General features: G+C 46.0%; 12 protein-coding genes. 8 read left to right on the top strand and 4 right to left on the bottom strand.

Features of this window, described 5'->3' with window-relative positions:
- The first annotated feature begins 123 nt into the window (after nt 1-123).
- Entirely contained in the window at nt 124-456 is a 333-nt protein-coding gene (locus D1627_RS07855; protein ID WP_119431659.1) for a phage holin family protein, read from the top strand.
- Nucleotides 457-537: 81 nt separating this feature from the next.
- On the opposite strand, the gene D1627_RS07850 is transcribed toward D1627_RS07855, so the two are convergent.
- Nucleotides 538-873: a four-helix bundle copper-binding protein gene (locus tag D1627_RS07850; protein WP_119431658.1), complete on the bottom strand. Its 336-nt coding sequence runs from the start codon at nt 871-873 to the stop codon at nt 538-540.
- 181 nt (nt 874-1054) lie between these two features.
- Between D1627_RS07850 and recQ the strand changes: the two genes are divergently transcribed.
- On the top strand, nt 1055-3187 hold the full coding sequence (gene recQ, locus D1627_RS07845) for a DNA helicase RecQ (RefSeq protein ID WP_119431657.1): 2133 nt from the start codon (nt 1055-1057) through the stop codon (nt 3185-3187).
- Between the two features lie 73 nt (nt 3188-3260).
- Here the strand turns inward: recQ and D1627_RS07840 are convergent, their stop codons facing one another.
- Nucleotides 3261-4529, bottom strand: coding sequence for a S8 family serine peptidase (locus tag D1627_RS07840; RefSeq protein WP_119431656.1), 1269 nt, complete (start codon nt 4527-4529; stop codon nt 3261-3263).
- 629 nt (nt 4530-5158) lie between these two features.
- Here D1627_RS07840 and D1627_RS07835 point away from each other — a divergent pair.
- Nucleotides 5159-5944, top strand: coding sequence for an XRE family transcriptional regulator (locus tag D1627_RS07835; protein WP_119431655.1), 786 nt, complete (start codon nt 5159-5161; stop codon nt 5942-5944).
- A gap of 185 nt (nt 5945-6129) precedes the next feature.
- Nucleotides 6130-6849 (top strand): pirin family protein, encoded by a 720-nt coding sequence (locus D1627_RS07830; RefSeq protein ID WP_119431654.1) that lies wholly within the window; start codon nt 6130-6132, stop codon nt 6847-6849.
- A 73-nt stretch (nt 6850-6922) separates the two neighbouring features.
- Here D1627_RS07830 and D1627_RS07825 read toward each other — a convergent pair whose 3' ends face one another.
- Complete coding sequence (locus D1627_RS07825) at nt 6923-9331, bottom strand: ABC transporter permease (protein WP_119431653.1); 2409 nt, start codon at nt 9329-9331, stop codon at nt 6923-6925.
- A 347-nt stretch (nt 9332-9678) separates the two neighbouring features.
- On the opposite strand from D1627_RS07825, the gene D1627_RS07820 reads away from it, so the two are divergent.
- The 4 genes from D1627_RS07820 (at nt 9679) to D1627_RS07805 (ending at nt 14440) form a co-directional block, all read left to right on the top strand.
- Nucleotides 9679-11064 (top strand): sigma-54-dependent transcriptional regulator, encoded by a 1386-nt coding sequence (locus D1627_RS07820; RefSeq protein ID WP_119431652.1) that lies wholly within the window; start codon nt 9679-9681, stop codon nt 11062-11064.
- Nucleotides 11054-12412 carry a sensor histidine kinase gene (locus D1627_RS07815; protein ID WP_119431651.1) on the top strand — a complete coding sequence of 453 codons (1359 nt, stop codon included), beginning with the start codon at nt 11054-11056 and terminating at the stop codon, nt 12410-12412. Before D1627_RS07820 ends, D1627_RS07815 begins: the two co-directional genes overlap by 11 nt.
- A gap of 122 nt (nt 12413-12534) precedes the next feature.
- Nucleotides 12535-12981 carry an OsmC family protein gene (locus tag D1627_RS07810; RefSeq protein WP_119431650.1) on the top strand — a complete coding sequence of 149 codons (447 nt, stop codon included), beginning with the start codon at nt 12535-12537 and terminating at the stop codon, nt 12979-12981.
- A gap of 145 nt (nt 12982-13126) precedes the next feature.
- Nucleotides 13127-14440, top strand: a complete 1314-nt coding sequence (locus D1627_RS07805) for a type IX secretion system plug protein (protein WP_119431649.1) — start codon at nt 13127-13129, stop codon at nt 14438-14440.
- Nucleotides 14441-14519: 79 nt separating this feature from the next.
- Here D1627_RS07805 and ychF read toward each other — a convergent pair whose 3' ends face one another.
- Nucleotides 14520-15617, bottom strand: a complete 1098-nt coding sequence (gene ychF / locus D1627_RS07800; RefSeq protein ID WP_119431648.1) for a redox-regulated ATPase YchF — start codon at nt 15615-15617, stop codon at nt 14520-14522.
- Nucleotides 15618-15651: the final 34 nt, after the last annotated feature.

The following is a 15651-nucleotide window of genomic DNA, read 5'->3' as shown; positions in this document are numbered from 1 at the left end:
GCACATTGCCTATGAGGTTTTTTATTACAATTCTTTAAAAGCCAACCATCTTTGATAGCCCTCTGCCGTACACTGCTTAATGTAATAAAGCAATTCAACTATATTTGTCTAAAACTATAAACTATGGGATTTATTGTTAAGATTTTATTAACGGGCGTAGCAGCCATGCTTGCCGCATATATTTTACCCGGAGTCGCCATTGATGGCTTCCTGACCGCCATCATACTGGCATTGGTTTTAGCGGTGCTCAATGCCATTGTCCGGCCAATACTTATCTTTTTAACTATTCCGGTTACCGTGCTTACCCTTGGCCTATTTTTGCTTGTTATAAACGCGCTAATGATACTAATGGCCGATGCTTTAGTAGCCGGCTTCGATGTCTCAGGTTTCTTTGCCGCACTGCTTTTTAGCCTTGTACTATCCATTATCGTAGCCATACTAGATATGATCTTCTAAGCTGCTTCCTTTAAAGTAACAGAAAGAGGCCGCACTATAAATTAAGTGCGGCCTCTTTCTGTTTAATCCACGTATGAAAAATTATTTCGATTTCATCCAGTTTTCGCAAGCCTCCACACATTCTTTACAGATGTCAGCGCAATGCTGGCAATGATCCATGTCATGCTTACGGCATTCTTCCTCGCATAATCTACAGATCTCGATGCACTCGCGCATAACATGCTTGGCATGCGGAGAGTTACGCGCCACAAACTGAGCTGTTAGAAGGCAGATATCCGCGCAGTCGCGGTCAATCATGATGCAACGCACCATTTTCTTTACATCGTCCTCCTGCAGGCACATAGTGGCACAAGTCTCACAGGCAGTCATGCATTTAATCAGAACATGCTCCAGGTTATTCGTAATCTCAGATTTCATAGCTTATAGGTATTTAAGTTTCTAAATTTTTATATGCTATAGGTACGAGGTCAGTTAATCAGGGTTATTATTTGGCCGGCAATACAAAGTATAGCATTCGTATTTGAGAGGCTTATTGGGTATCTTTGAAGAATAGTTTGATGAAGCAGGTGCGGGAAAGCCGCAGTGGGAGATATTACGTATGGCAACGATCAGGGAGGCGAGGGAAGCCTTAAAATTATACTTTGGGTATGAGCAGTTTAGGCCCATGCAGGAGCAGATTATTGAAGGTGTGCTGCAGGGGAAAGATGTAGTGGTGCTGATGCCCACAGGCGGTGGTAAATCTGTTTGCTATCAAGTGCCTGCCGTGGTGCAGCCTGGCATTTGTGTGGTAGTGTCTCCGCTGATAGCCCTGATGAAAGACCAGGTGGAAGCTTTGCTGGCCAACGGCATTCCGGCTGCCTACATCAACAGTTCGCAGACTGCCGAGCAGCAGTACCAGATCGAGAACCAGTGTCTTGAAGGCCAACTTAAGCTGCTTTACGTTTCTCCTGAGAAGCTCCTTTCGTCTGGCTTCTTGGCTTTCTTGCGGCGCGTTAACGTGTCATTGTTTGCTGTGGATGAGGCGCACTGTATTTCCTCATGGGGGCACGATTTCAGGCCGGAGTATACCCAGCTAAAAGCCCTGAAGCAGCAGTTCCCAAGTATACCGGTTATCGCGCTAACTGCCACCGCCGACAAACTCACACAGAAAGACATTCAAGAACAGCTATACCTGCGCAACCCGCAAGTATACGTTGCCTCCTTCGACAGGCCAAACATCAACCTGATGGTAAAGCCGGGCCGCGACAGATTCAATAAAATCACCGATTTCCTGGCGCGGCGTCATAACCAACCAGGCATTATCTATTGCTTGAGCCGAAAGGCAACAGAATCTTTGGCGGATAAGCTTAAAAGAAGCGGGTTTAACGCCACGTTTTACCATGCGGGCATGTCGCCTAACCAGCGCGCAAAAGCACAGGAGGCTTTCCTGAATGATGATGTACTCATTGTGTGTGCAACCATTGCCTTTGGTATGGGCATCGATAAATCTAATGTGCGCTGGGTGATCCATTATAACCTGCCCAAGAACGTGGAAGGCTATTACCAGGAGATTGGCCGTGCCGGGCGTGATGGCGCAAGTTCGGATGCATTGCTGTTTTACAGCTATGCCGATGTGATGAACATGCGCTCCATGCTGCAGGATAACCAGAATGAGGCTCAAACTGAACTGCAATTGGTTAAACTGGAGCGGATGCAGCAGTTTGCCGAGGCAGCCGCATGCCGGCGCCGCATATTGCTGCAGTATTTCGGAGAAACGATGACGAAAGACTGTGGCAACTGTGACATTTGCCGTAACCCGCCAACACGCTTTGATGGTACCGTTATAGCTCAGAAAGCGCTTTCTGCCATTGCGCGTACCCAAGAACGGTCTAACATGAGTCTGCTTGTAGATGTGCTGCGTGGCGCACGCAACGCCCAAGTGCTGCAGGCTGGTTTTGATAAGGTGAAGACCTATGGCGTAGGCCGCGAGGTTAGCACTCTAGACTGGAACCGCTACCTGCACCAGATGCTTAACGAAGGGCTGATTGAGATGGCTTATGACCAAGGGTATACTTTAAAGCTGACGGAGCAGAGCAAGCAAGTGCTTTTTGAAGGCCGCAAGGTGCAACTTGTTAAATTTGAGGAAGTAAAACAGGAAGAAGCAGCTGTTAAATCACGGCCTAAAAGAGAGCTTATTAAAGATGCACTGTTCGAAAAACTTCGTACGCTCCGTAAGAGTCTGGCCGATGAGTATGGCGTGCCTCCCTATGTGATCTTTACAGATACAACACTGCAGGAAATGGCCGCCGAAAGGCCTACTAACAAAATCGCGATGCTGGCCATTTCAGGGGTGGGGGCACAAAAATACGAGCGTTACGGCGATGCCTTCATCACTGCGATCATTGATTTTATTAATGAAGAACAAAATAAGGGTAACAAGATTAAAGGCGCGACACATTTAGCCACCTTTGAGCTCTTAAAGAAGGGTTATAGTGTAGAGCTTGTGGCAAAAGAGCGCAATCTGAACCCTGTAACCGTATTCTCGCACCTGGCGACGCTTTATGAGCAGGGCTATGCCGTGGATTTATCTCGGTATGTGAGCAAAAGCGAGTACAGCGTTATTGCAAAACAAATCAGCAAGCAGGGTGCTGATGCAAAACTAAAGGATCTTTATGAGGCCTTGGGAGAGAAATATGAGTACTATAAGATCAGGCTATCGATCTCTATATACAAGAAAGAAAATAGTTGGTAATACAAACCTAAAAAGAAATGGCTGACAGGAATACCGGCAGCCATTTCTTTCTCTAACTATACTTCTCAACCTATTAATTCAGAGATGCGATTGGGTCTGGTGTATTATCTTTATCACCGGTAATGGTGCCCTGGCTCAGTACTTCACCTCGAAGCAAAAGGATGCCGGCCACATGTGGGGCTGCCATAGACGTGCCATAGTGTCCGCCACCAATTGTACCCTTAATTGTTGTAGCGGTTACATTCACGCCTGGTGCAGCAAAGTCAACTCCTGCACCATAATTAGAAGACGCCCACATCTTATTATAGCTGTCCATCGCTGATATAGTGTAAACCCCCTCTGCGTTTACGCGTGCAGGAGAGGTGCCTGAGCAGTCTACAGAGCTATTGCCTGCAGCTACTGCAAATAGAATGCCTTTAGCAGCGGCAGTTTTAACAGCGTTGTCGAGGGTAGATGAAATGCCGCTGCCTAAACTCATGTTAACTACATCGCCGGGCGCGGCGTTATTGATTACATGATTAACAGCAGCGATCGCTCTTGAAACGGTGCCAGCACCGGCGTTGTCGAAAACACGCAGTGCCACCAGAGTTGCATTCGAAGCCACACCAATCATACCTGTCCCGTTGTTCTTAGCACCTATTATACCAGCCACTGTAGTCCCATGACCATAGCCATCCTCGATAGACGCGTTGCCATATATGAATGAGGTGCTGCGTGCCAAATCAATATTTAGATCGGGATGGTCTGTATCAATGCCAGAATCAATTACCCATGCCGTTTTGCCAGTACCATCGCCATATCCAACACGCTCTATATTCCAGGGAATAGTCTCGCCTTGGAGTGCGGTGATTGGAGTATATGGTAAGGATGGTATAGTGGCTGGCGTTGGATTGGGGTTAAGTGGAGTTGGTTCATTGCCAACTGGCTGCGGGATACCGGTATTCTTCTTGCCATTATTGGTATCGCTTTTACCTTGAGGGCTGGCTATTGTGTTTACATTTTCAGTTACTACAGGGTTGAGTGTAACTATACGGTCCTGCTCGATTGAAGCAACATCAGGGTTTTTACGGAGCCCGGCAACTTGTGCGGGTGTTAAACGGGCAGCAAAGCCGTTAACTACACCGTTATATTCAACTTCAATATCTTTTGCCGAGATGCCATTTGCCTGAAGCGCCTGTGTACGCATAGTAGCAAAGGCAATTCTGCTATTACTGAAGCTTTGCCCAGAAGAACTCAGATCTGCGGATGAGTTATTGTTAAAAACTACGATATATTGCCCCTCAATGGTCTGGCCATCCAGTGACGAAGCAATAGCTTGCGGCTCATTGAACTGCTGTTCCATAAGTTCCTCTTTCTGGCAACTAGTAAAAGTGACCGCTGCTGTGAGTACTATAAAAGACACTGTTTGTTTTACTGCTCGTAACGTAGCCATTAGGTTATAAAATTTATAAGGGGGATAAATTTTTTAGGTTAAAGCGCAACTTTTATATCTAGCCTACGTAACCGGGCGTTTGTTTAAAAGGTTCACTTTAATTTGCTTCAATTAAAAGCTATTGAGTAATGGGCACAAAAATGTGCAAAAACACGCTGCAAGCTTTATTCTGAGCACTTAATTAAAGCTTTTTTGATGCAGATTCTGGTGTAATTGCACTATGGATTTCAGAATTCTATTCTAAGGAGATGTAGTTGTTTTGCATATATCTTTTCTGGTTTTAAGTTGTTGGCATAAAAGTGTGCGTTTAAAAGCAGAAAAGCAATTTTGTATTAGGTATTGTGCTAGTGTAATATTGTACTAAATAAAGAATATTGAAAAATATACTAAAATTTAAATTCTATATATGTAATAATGCAATATAACATTTAGGTGGTTGTAAAATATTTGCTAATTAAATTAGTATAATAACTAAAATTGTATTAGTTTTACAGAAGAGGACCTTATCGGGTAGCATTGAGATCTAAAAACAGGCAATTATGCAGTTGGTTACATCTAACATCAGACACTTACGCAAGCATGCCGGTTATACCCAGGCACAGCTTGCTGAAAAACTAGATATTAAACGCTCATTGGTGGGGGCGTATGAAGAGGGAAGGGCAGAGCCTAAACTGAGCACACTTGTAAATGTAGCCAAACTGTTTCAAGTGTCCTTAGACGACCTGATAACCCGTGACCTGCAGCATGCGGCACCTTATGGTAATGCTGGCGGGACTGACAGGGCAGCAGGTGGAAACCTGCGTGTGTTGGCTATCACTGTAGACCAAGATGAAAGGGAGAACATTGAGCTGGTGCCTTACAAAGCCAGTGCAGGTTACCTTAATGGGTATGCAGATGCTGAGTTTATAGAAGAGCTACCACGCTTTAAACTTCCTATGCTAGGTAACTCCGGTACTTTCCGTGCCTTTGAAATCAGCGGTGATTCTATGTTGCCTATCGCTTCAGGCACTGTTATCGTAGGTCGCTTTGTGGAGGACTGGAGTCAGGTTAAAGACGGTACCCCTTGCATTGTTGTAAGCCAGAAAGAAGGCGTTGTGTTCAAGCGTATCTTCAATAAAACGGAAGGCAGCTCTACCTTGCGCCTTCATTCCGACAACCCGGTGTACTCACCGTATGAGGTGCACCTACAGGATGTAGTGGAGATCTGGGAAGCAAAATCATACATTAGCTCTACATTCCCAATCGCGGATCTTTCTCTTGATAAGCTTTCGAGCATCGTGCTTGATTTGCAGAAGGAGATGCAAAAGCTCAAGAAAGTAGATTAATTTGTCTGACAGGCTACTTTAGGCCAGCAGCTTTTACAAAGGTAAAGCTGCTGGCCTTTTTTTGTGACTCAGCTGTTCTAAAGGTAGCTTTTCTTAACAAGAAGTTACTGACTGCGTAAAGTCTTACGAGTATAGGCTAATCAGTCTCATCTCAGTTTCATATCGAACCTCTGTAAGACTTAACTATGATAAAACTCATTACAGCTAATGAACGGCATAAGGCCACTATCGGGGACTGGTTGCAATCGCATTACCTTTTCTCCTTTGCAGATTATTTTGACCCTGCCAATGTGCAGTTCGGGCCGTTGCGTGTATTCAACCACGATTTGATAAAGGCGCATAACGGTTTCCCCACGCATCCGCACGCCGAAATGGAGGTAATAACTGTTGTACTGGATGGAGCGCTAGTGCATAAGGATAGCCTCGGGAACGAGGTGGCCTTGCAAGCCGGAGACGTACAGCGCATTACAGCAGGTACTGGCATTAGTCACTCCGAAACAAATGATAGCGATGCATCGGCGGAAATTCTTCAGCTGTGGTTTTCACCAAACAAGCAGGGGTTAGCGCCATCGTATGAGCACATGACCCTGGACTTTCTAGACTCAAAGGATAAGCTGGTGCCTTTGATTACTGGCCAAAAAGTATTGGAAAACGTTCCTTTCCTCAACTCTAATTCTACTGTATACTATGGACAAGTTTCGCAGGGGCAGAGTATAAAATTCAAGACGTTTAAGCTTCGCAAGTCATTAATATATGTATTGGATGGCAGCATGCTTATTAATAACATCGAAGTAGATAAGCATGACCAGGTACGCCTTGAAGAACAGGATGCCATTTCGCTGCATGGGGCAGCGGCTGCCACATTTATCTTGGTTGATGTTCCTGCCTCTGAGTCTAATTATTGATAAATCCTTGATATTAAATAAGAAAGGCTGCCCGTGTTAACGCGGGCGGCCTTTCTTGTGCTTGAATCATACTTTACTCAGTCTTAAGTGATAGTACCGGATTTGTTAGTGCAGCCTGTATAGCTTTTGTACTCATGGTTAAGAGCGCAATCAACAAAGTGGCTACACCCGAAAGTATGAAAGGCCAGTAGCCAATAGTTACACGATAACTAAAGTCTTCCAGCCAGTTCGAGATAATATAGTAAGCAATGGGAGTTGCAAGTACAAAGGCTATTAGTACAAGCTTAATGAACTCTTTAGAGAATAAGATAGCAATGCTAAACACAGAAGCTCCCAGTACCTTCCGGATACCAACCTCCTTGGTACGTTGCGCGGCCATAAAGGCAACTAAACCATACAAGCCCAGGCAGCCTATAAAGATAGCGATAAACGAGAATATCTTGAAAAGCTTGTTCTGACGCGCCTCGTCCCGGTAAAAGTTAGCGATAGTCTCATCCAGAAACTCATAACTGAACACATCGTCTGGGTAAGCCATTTGCCATACTTTCTCTAAGTGTTGCAGCGCCTCCTGTTTGCGGCTCATGTCAATTTTGGCAGACAAGAACATATAGGCTTTCGGGTTGACCACCATAATGGTAGGGTCTATGGGCAAATGAAGCGGATTTTGGTGAAAGTCCTCTACAACACCAATTATGGGCGCCTTAAAGTTTTTATTGCCAATAGTAATCGTCCTGCCCAAGGCATCTGCGGCAGTAGGGATGCCTAGTTTACGGCGCATGGTCTCGTTTATGATAAATGCGGCTGAGTCGGTGTTTGTATACGAACGGCCTGCTGCCAACTTGATGTCGAACAGTTCCAGGTAGTTCTCATCGGCATGTTTCATGTTTGCCTGAAAGGTAGCGTCTTCACTGGAGTTGTCGAACTTGAAATTAGAGCCCCAGGTGATATTAGAGGAGGGAGGCGCCCCGGCAAAACTTACATTTATGATAGCCGGGTTTTGGAGCATGACATCTCGCAAAGGCTGTATTTTCTTGCCAGCCTGGTTAGGCAGTTGCACCGTAACCACGGCATTCTTATCAAAACCTAATTCCTTACTCTTAAAGTATTCCATCTGATCGTTTACCAGGATCGTGCAGATAATCAAAATCTGGCAAATGGTAAACTGCAGCACCACCAACGCCTGTCTCAGTGAAAAGCCTGCCACTTGCTGTGTCGTGATTCGGCTTTTAAGCGCTGTTAATGGCTCAAAGCGTGCAAGTATAATTGCTGGATATAAACCCGCCAGCAATGTTACAAACAACACTTCCGATACCAGGAAGAGCAGTAGCGCCGGGTTTTTCAAAATCAGGAACTCTATTTGCAGTTCGAGCAAATCGTTTAAGTAGGGCAAGCTCAGCTCAACAAGGATAATGGACAGAAACGTTGCGAACAGCGTGATCAGGAACGTCTCGGCCATGAGTTGTACCATTAGCTGCTTCTTGCTACTACCCAGAACTTTTCTTACCCCCACTTCTTTAGCCCTTTTCACGGCTTGAGCCGTTGCCAGGTTTATAAAGTTGATGCACGCCACTAGCACCAGAAAGAACCCGATAAACATCATTGACCAGATCATCTCTTTAGAGATCGTTCTGTTCCCAAAATTCCCATAGTCTACGTTGTAATGCAGGTTGCTGAGAGGTTGCAGCATGAAGGTCTCTTTTACCAGCTTATCATCCGGTTTATTTCTGTTGTAGAAGTCGGAAAGCTCAGCCGCTTTGGCCTCAGCAGATGCACCTTCTGGCAAAACCACAAACAACTGGTGGTTGCTAGACAGAACATTATAAGTCGAGAGATCTAGATCCGTATAGTTCTTAAACGAACTGTAGGAAATGAGCATAATAAACGGAAAGTCTGTATTAGAGGGAAAGTCCGGAATAATGGCTCCTACTTTCAGGGTTAACAAGTTGTTATACTTAAATACTTTGCCCACAGCGGAGCCCCCCGGGAAGTATTTATCAGCCAGGCTTTGTGTTAGTACAACAGTGTTCGGTTTTGCCAGGCTTTGGCGTGCAGCTGAGCCGCCCGTATCGAAATCAAAAATATCGAAGAACTCAGGCTCTGCAAAAACAATAGACCCTGTCTCCAGAAAGTTCTTTTTGGTGCCGCTTATGTCCCCGCCTATTGTTATCTGAGCATCAGACTCTGCTGAAACGTGTGTAATTGCCTCAAAGCCGAGCAGGCCGTTGGCGCGAAGCAACGCTGGCAACGGATACCTTGTGCCAGGGTTTTTATCTAAACCATCGCCAAAATTCATGTGCGTATTTACACGGTAAATGCGGTCGGCTTTGCTATGGAATCTGTCGTAGCTTAATTCATGAGTTATAACCAAAAACAGTAGAATGCTACACGTAATACCAAGGGCAAGACCGGCAATGTTGAGGATGCTGTAGCTCTTGTTGCGCCTCAGTGAGCGGAAGGCAGTCAGGAAGTATAGTTTAAGCATAACGTTACAGGCGATTAAGGTAAAGGCACAGAGGCGAAGAAGTTGCCTGTGCTAACAGGTACTGGCTTTGGGTAGTGCTGATTTTTTTCATGGTTTTATACTCTCGTGGTTAGTAAAGTGTGCAGTATCTGCTTTACACTTTTCAAGCGATGTGCCAAACCAGGAAAAGTGTGTTTAACAGCAGTGGTTAGTGTCTTACCCTTATATGCCTGTCCAGTCCCGGACACTTTTTGTCCAGCACCGGACAGCTGCTTATTTTAAAAATCACCTGAATTCGATTAAATTAGAAAATCAAGCTTTGGCATTGTATTTCTATACAGTAGCCTGAATTTCTACGAACCAAAACTATGGAAGAACCAAACCTGGGGCGCATCCTGGTCATCGACGATAACGAAGATATACTCTTCTCTGCCAAAATGCTGCTTCGTAAGTATGCCCGTGAGGTAGTGATGGAGAAGAACCCCAAGAAAATCCCATACCTGATGAACAATGAGGAATTTGACCTTGTACTTCTGGATATGAACTTCAGCCATGATATTACAAGTGGGCAGGAGGGCTTTTATTGGCTAAAGGAAATTTTAGACTATGATCCTTCGGCAGTTGTGGTCATGATTACGGCATACGGTGATGTAGAGATGGCTGTAAAAGCCCTAAAGGATGGGGCAACGGATTTTGTGTTAAAGCCATGGCAAAACGAGAAACTGCTCGCCACCTTGTCTGCAGCTGCAAAGCTCAGAAACTCATACCAAGAGGTTAGCCGTTTACGTGAAGCCAACCGCACCTTAAGCTCACAGCTCAACCCTGACAAAAGTATAATTGAAGGTGAAAGCAAAACCATGCGGCACCTTTTTAATATTATCAATAAGGTGGCAAAGACTGATGCCGATGTTCTGCTGCTCGGCGAAAATGGCACCGGCAAGGAAGTAATAGCGCGCTCTATACATGAGCGGTCTTTGCGGGCAGAGAAAATCTTTGTGACAGTGGACATGGGTGCTTTGACAGAGTCTCTTTTTGAAAGTGAGCTGTTCGGCCATAAGAAGGGCGCGTTTACGGATGCCCGCGAAGACAGGATCGGAAGGATAGAGGCTGCCGATGGCGGTACATTGTTTCTGGATGAAATCGGCAACCTTTCACCGGCCATGCAGGCTAAATTACTCACTGTGTTACAGCGCCGGGAGGTCATTAGGGTGGGTACGAACAAGCCCATCCCTGTAAATGTACGGCTGATTTGCGCAACGAATATGCCCCTGAAAGAAATGGTTACCAAGGGTGAGTTCCGGCAGGATTTACTTTATCGGATAAATACAGTAGAGCTGCAACTCCCCCCACTTCGTGACCGACTGGAGGATTTGCCACTATTCGCGACTCATTTTCTGAAGGTGTATGCCAACAAGTATAAACAACCACTGAAGCGGCTCAGTAAAGATGCTTTAGCTAAGCTGACGAAATACAGCTGGCCCGGAAATGTGCGTGAGCTGCAGCATGCGCTGGAGCGTGCATCTATCATGAGCGACCATCGGGAACTGCAGCCTGGAGATTTTTTCTTTTTGAAAGATGAGCTGGTTGTCGCTAACACGCTGGAAAAACCGCAGAGCCTTGATCTGGATGAGCTGGAAAGGGAAGCTGTACAACAGGCGTTACAAAAGCATGACGGCAACATATCCAAGGCGGCAAAAGAGCTTGGCCTATCGCGCGGGGCGCTTTACCGAAGGTTAGAAAAGTATGGGCTTTAAGCATTATAAATTGCAGGTTCTGCTCCGCATACTGCTGCTTTGCGCGAGTGTTTTTATACTTGCAAGGCTTGAGTTCGGCATAGCGCTGCGGAGTACCATCATAGGGCTTAGCCTAGCCATTGTTTTGCAAGTATGGCTGCTAATGCGCTACCTCCATCGCTCCGATAAACTTTTCTTACGCTTTTTAAACGCCATAAAGTATGATGATTTTACGGAGCAGTTTCATCTGAGCAACGAGGGTAAGACGCAACGCGCACTCGCTGAAAGCCTGAATGGCGTCATGGACAAGTTCCGAAGCATACGCGCTGAAAAGGAAGCAAACCTGCAATACTTTGAGCTGATAGTTCATCACATTGGCATTGGCATCATCAGTTTTAAACCAGACGGGCGTATACTTTTGATGAATCATGCTGCCAAAAAGCTTTTGAAGGTGGGGCGAACCAATCAGGTGCAGGAGCTGGAACCGCTAAGCCCACAGCTGGTTTTCGGTTTGATGGAGCTGCATAGCGGGGGCAGAGCGCTGGTGCCGGTTAGGGTGGGTAGTAGTAACCAGGCAAACCTATCGGTTCATGTTGTGGAGATGTCTTTGCTTGGTGAGCAGATCCGGCTGGCATCTTTGCAGAACATACAGAGTGAGCTGGAAGAGAATGAGATGGAGGCTTGGAACAAGCTAATCCGTGTGCTGACGCATGAGATTATGAACTCCGTGACGCCTATTGCCTCGCTTTCTGCCAGCGCGTCAGAGGAAATATCAAGTTATACCGATACAGACGCGGAGGAAATTACACTCTTGCGGGAAGAGCTGCAGGATGTTGGTCAGTGCCTTCAAACCATCAGCAGGCGCTCTGATGGGCTAATAAAGTTCGTGAACGAGTTCCGGAGTCTGACCACTATTACCATGCCGCATTTGAGCCGCTTTAATGTGGCAGAATTGCTACAGGAAACCAAGACCTTGCTGCGCGAACAACTAGCAGCGCAACACATTATTCTATCTATAGAAACGCCCGGCGAAAACTTACTGTTAGAAGCCGACAGAAGTATGATTGCGCAGGTTCTGATCAACCTTATAAAGAATGCCATGGAAGCTGTATCGGAGCAGGATGATGGGCGAATTACCCTTGAGGCTGCTCTTGATGCGCGCAGCCGGGTAACAATAAAAGTAACAGATAACGGGCCAGGCATGACTCCGGAAGCACTGTCAAAAATATTTATTCCGTTTTACACTACTAAAAAACAGGGCTCGGGCATCGGGCTGAGTCTGTCGCGCCAAATTATGCGGTTACACAGAGGCAGTGTTCAGGCTACGTCAGAACTTGGCAAGGGCACTGCCTTCGTGCTCATTTTTTAGATTCCAGGTCTCACTGGCTACTGCCCGCCAGGCCATGGCCTCGTTTTAAAGTATAACCTTTTAGGCACCGCTTACGCTTATACCTAAAAACTGCATAAAAGCTGTTGTCCAGATATAAAAATATGAGTTTAACGGAAGTAGAGGGATTTGTAACGGTGAGCGCTGAAAGCACAGCGCCTATGGTAGCCAAAATACAGGCAGGCACCGATGTAATGACGATTGATGAATCAGGGATTGCGCAAGGTATAAAAGCAGGTGCAGATCCTTATGATTATATATTGGGTGCTTTAGGCTCCTGCACGGTTATTACCCTGCATATGTATGCCCAGCGAAAAGGATGGCCATTGGAGTTGGCGGAGGTAAAGCTGCGCCATGAACGCATACACGCTGACGATTGCGGCAATTGCGAAGATCAGGATGCCCGCCTCAGCCATGTTACCAAGAAGCTGCGCTTGGTTGGAGAATTATCGCCAGAGCAGCTTAAACGCCTAAAAGCAATTTCAGAAAAATGTCCCGTTCAGAAAACGTTACAGGCTGGAATGAAGGTGTCTACTGAGTTACTTTCGTAGGTGCTGCACAGAGGGCTTATACTTTACCTGATCTGGAATAAAATGGGTAAAGTGTGAACTTTGGCTAAAGGTTTACACTTTTTAGCTATATTCGTTCCATTAACAAAACTCAGCCAGCCAGACTCGGTGCGCTGATTTCCAATGCATGTTTAAAGTCAAAACTATACATTACCTGCTTAGCGCAATGCTGGCAGTTGGTGCGGTTGCCTGTGTGCCCATTGAGCAGCAGGTGCAAAGTAACAGCGCTACCCAAACAGCCCTGCGCTATCAGGATTACGTGTACGATACTAGCATACAGTCTGTGCAGGCTTATGTGGCCACCGGTTTCGAGGAAGAGGTGCTGGAGGCGCCTGTCGTACCTATTAGTCAATCGGAGCCCATCATACTTGAGTTTGACCGTTTAAATGCAACACCCCAACGCTTAGTGGCGAAACTCATTCACTGTGATGCTAACTGGGCGCCGTCTACCCTCAGCGATACGCAATTTCTAAATGAATTTAATGAGTTCTTTATAACTGATGCCCAGAACTCTATCAATACGCGTGTACCTTATGTGCACTACCGTTTTCAAGTGCCTCGCGTTAAGCTAAGCGGCAATTATCTGATAGTAGTGCAAGAAGAGGGAGGCGGCCTGTTGCTATCGCAGCGATTGATAGTATACCAGGAACTTGTGACGGTGGCTAGTAAATTAGGCGCTGCCCTAGGTCCGCAAGGCAGGGAAACGCGCCAACCTGTAGAGTTTAATGTATTCTACGCCGATTACGAAATTATAAATCCGGCAGCTGAGGTTAAGGCCGTGGTTCGCCAGAATTTACGTTGGGATAATGCCAAGCAAATAGCCCGGCCAACGTACGTGCATGATGCGCAGCGCCGCTTAGAATATGTATTTTTCGAGCCAAAAGAGTTGTTTAAGGGCCTGAGCGAATTTCGTGCTTTTGACTCGCGGAGCCTAAACTTCAACGGCATTGGCATTGCAAGTATAAACTTACAGGAAAACCCAGTTGGTGTTACCTTGCAACCTGATAAAAGCCGTGCCGGGTTAGCCTATAGCCAAGACCCGGATGTAAATGGTAAACGTATTTTCGGAAATAGGCAGTACGGAAACGGGGACGTGAATGGAGATTATGCCTGGGTGCAGTTCGTATTAAAAGCCTCTGAAAAAGCACCCGGTGAGGTATATATTCAAGGCGAATTAACTAACTGGAACCAGACCAGCGAATCCAAAATGACCTTTGATCCTTCAATAAGTGCCTATACTGGCCGTATGCTGCTGAAGCAAGGGTACTATAATTACTTTTACACCTTAAAGGCTGCAGCAAACGCCCCGGACGATAGCTACTTTGAAGGAAGCCACTTCGAAACCAACAACACTTACGATATCTTAATTTACTACCGCCCGCCAGGCTCCCGCGCCGACTTGATTATTGGCTACGACAAGTTTTACTTTAACAGGAGATAAGTGCGGAAAGGTAAATGTATAAAAACAGAAAAAGGCAGGTACTAAACCTGCCTTTTTCTGTTTTTATATGTTAGTAAATTTAGACGTTAAAGCGGAAGTGCATGATATCACCATCCTGCACCACATACTCTTTGCCTTCAACAGCCATTTTACCGGCTTCTTTGATTTTAGCTTCCGTTTTATACTCCTGATAATCTTTCAGTTTGATAACCTCAGCCCGGATAAAGCCTTTTTCGAAGTCAGTATGGATAACACCAGCAGCTTGCGGGGCTTTCCAGCCTTTCTCAATCGTCCAGGCGCGTACTTCTTTCACACCAGCAGTGAAGTATGTGATCAGATTAAGTAGGTCATAAGAGGCTTTAATTAGCTTGTTTAAGCCAGACTCCTTCAGCCCATACTCAGACAGAAACATTTCTTTCTCTTCTGGGTCTGTTAATTCTGCGATCTGCGCTTCAATAGAGGCCGAAATGAGCACAACCTGTGCATTTTCATCCTTCACGTGCTCGCGTAGTGTCTCAGAAAAAGGGTTGCCGTTGATCATAGAGTTCTCATCAACGTTAGCAGCATAGATAACGGGCTTGGCAGTGAGTAACTTAAGGTCTTCTACAGCTTCCAGATCATCTTCAGTCACATCCAGGCTGCGGGCGTTGAGGCCGGCCTCCAAGTGTGCTTTATACTTTTCTAGGCTGGCCAGTTCTTTTTTTGCCTTTGCATCGCCAGATTTAGCAGAACGAACAACTTTCAGAATCTTCTTGTCGATTGATTCCAGGTCTTTCAGCTGCAGCTCTGTGTCGATGATTTCTTTATCAGCGATTGGGTTTACCTTGCCGTCTACGTGAACGATATTCTCGTCCTCAAAACAACGAACTACGTGGATAATGGCATCCACCTCACGGATGTTTGCCAGGAATTTATTGCCAAGCCCTTCGCCTTTGCTGGCACCTTTAACCAGGCCGGCAATATCCACAAACTCTATTACCGTTGGCAACACGCGCTCCGGGTGCACTAGCTCTTCCAGTATCTGCAGGCGCTCATCGGGCACCGTAATCACGCCCACGTTTGGCTCGATGGTACAGAAAGGATAGTTGGCAGACTCTGCCTTGGCGTTAGAAATAGCGTTGAACAGGGTAGACTTGCCTACATTTGGCAGGCCCACAATACCGCATCGTAGTCCCATTTATACTTAGTTGTTTATTTCAGGGCGCAAAGAT

Origin of the sequence: Pontibacter oryzae, assembly GCF_003576375.1 — a bacterium.
In the GTDB taxonomy this organism is placed as follows: domain Bacteria; phylum Bacteroidota; class Bacteroidia; order Cytophagales; family Hymenobacteraceae; genus Pontibacter; species Pontibacter oryzae.
Note: the sequence above shows the minus strand (reverse complement) of the source record. Positions and strands in the feature narration are given on the sequence as shown.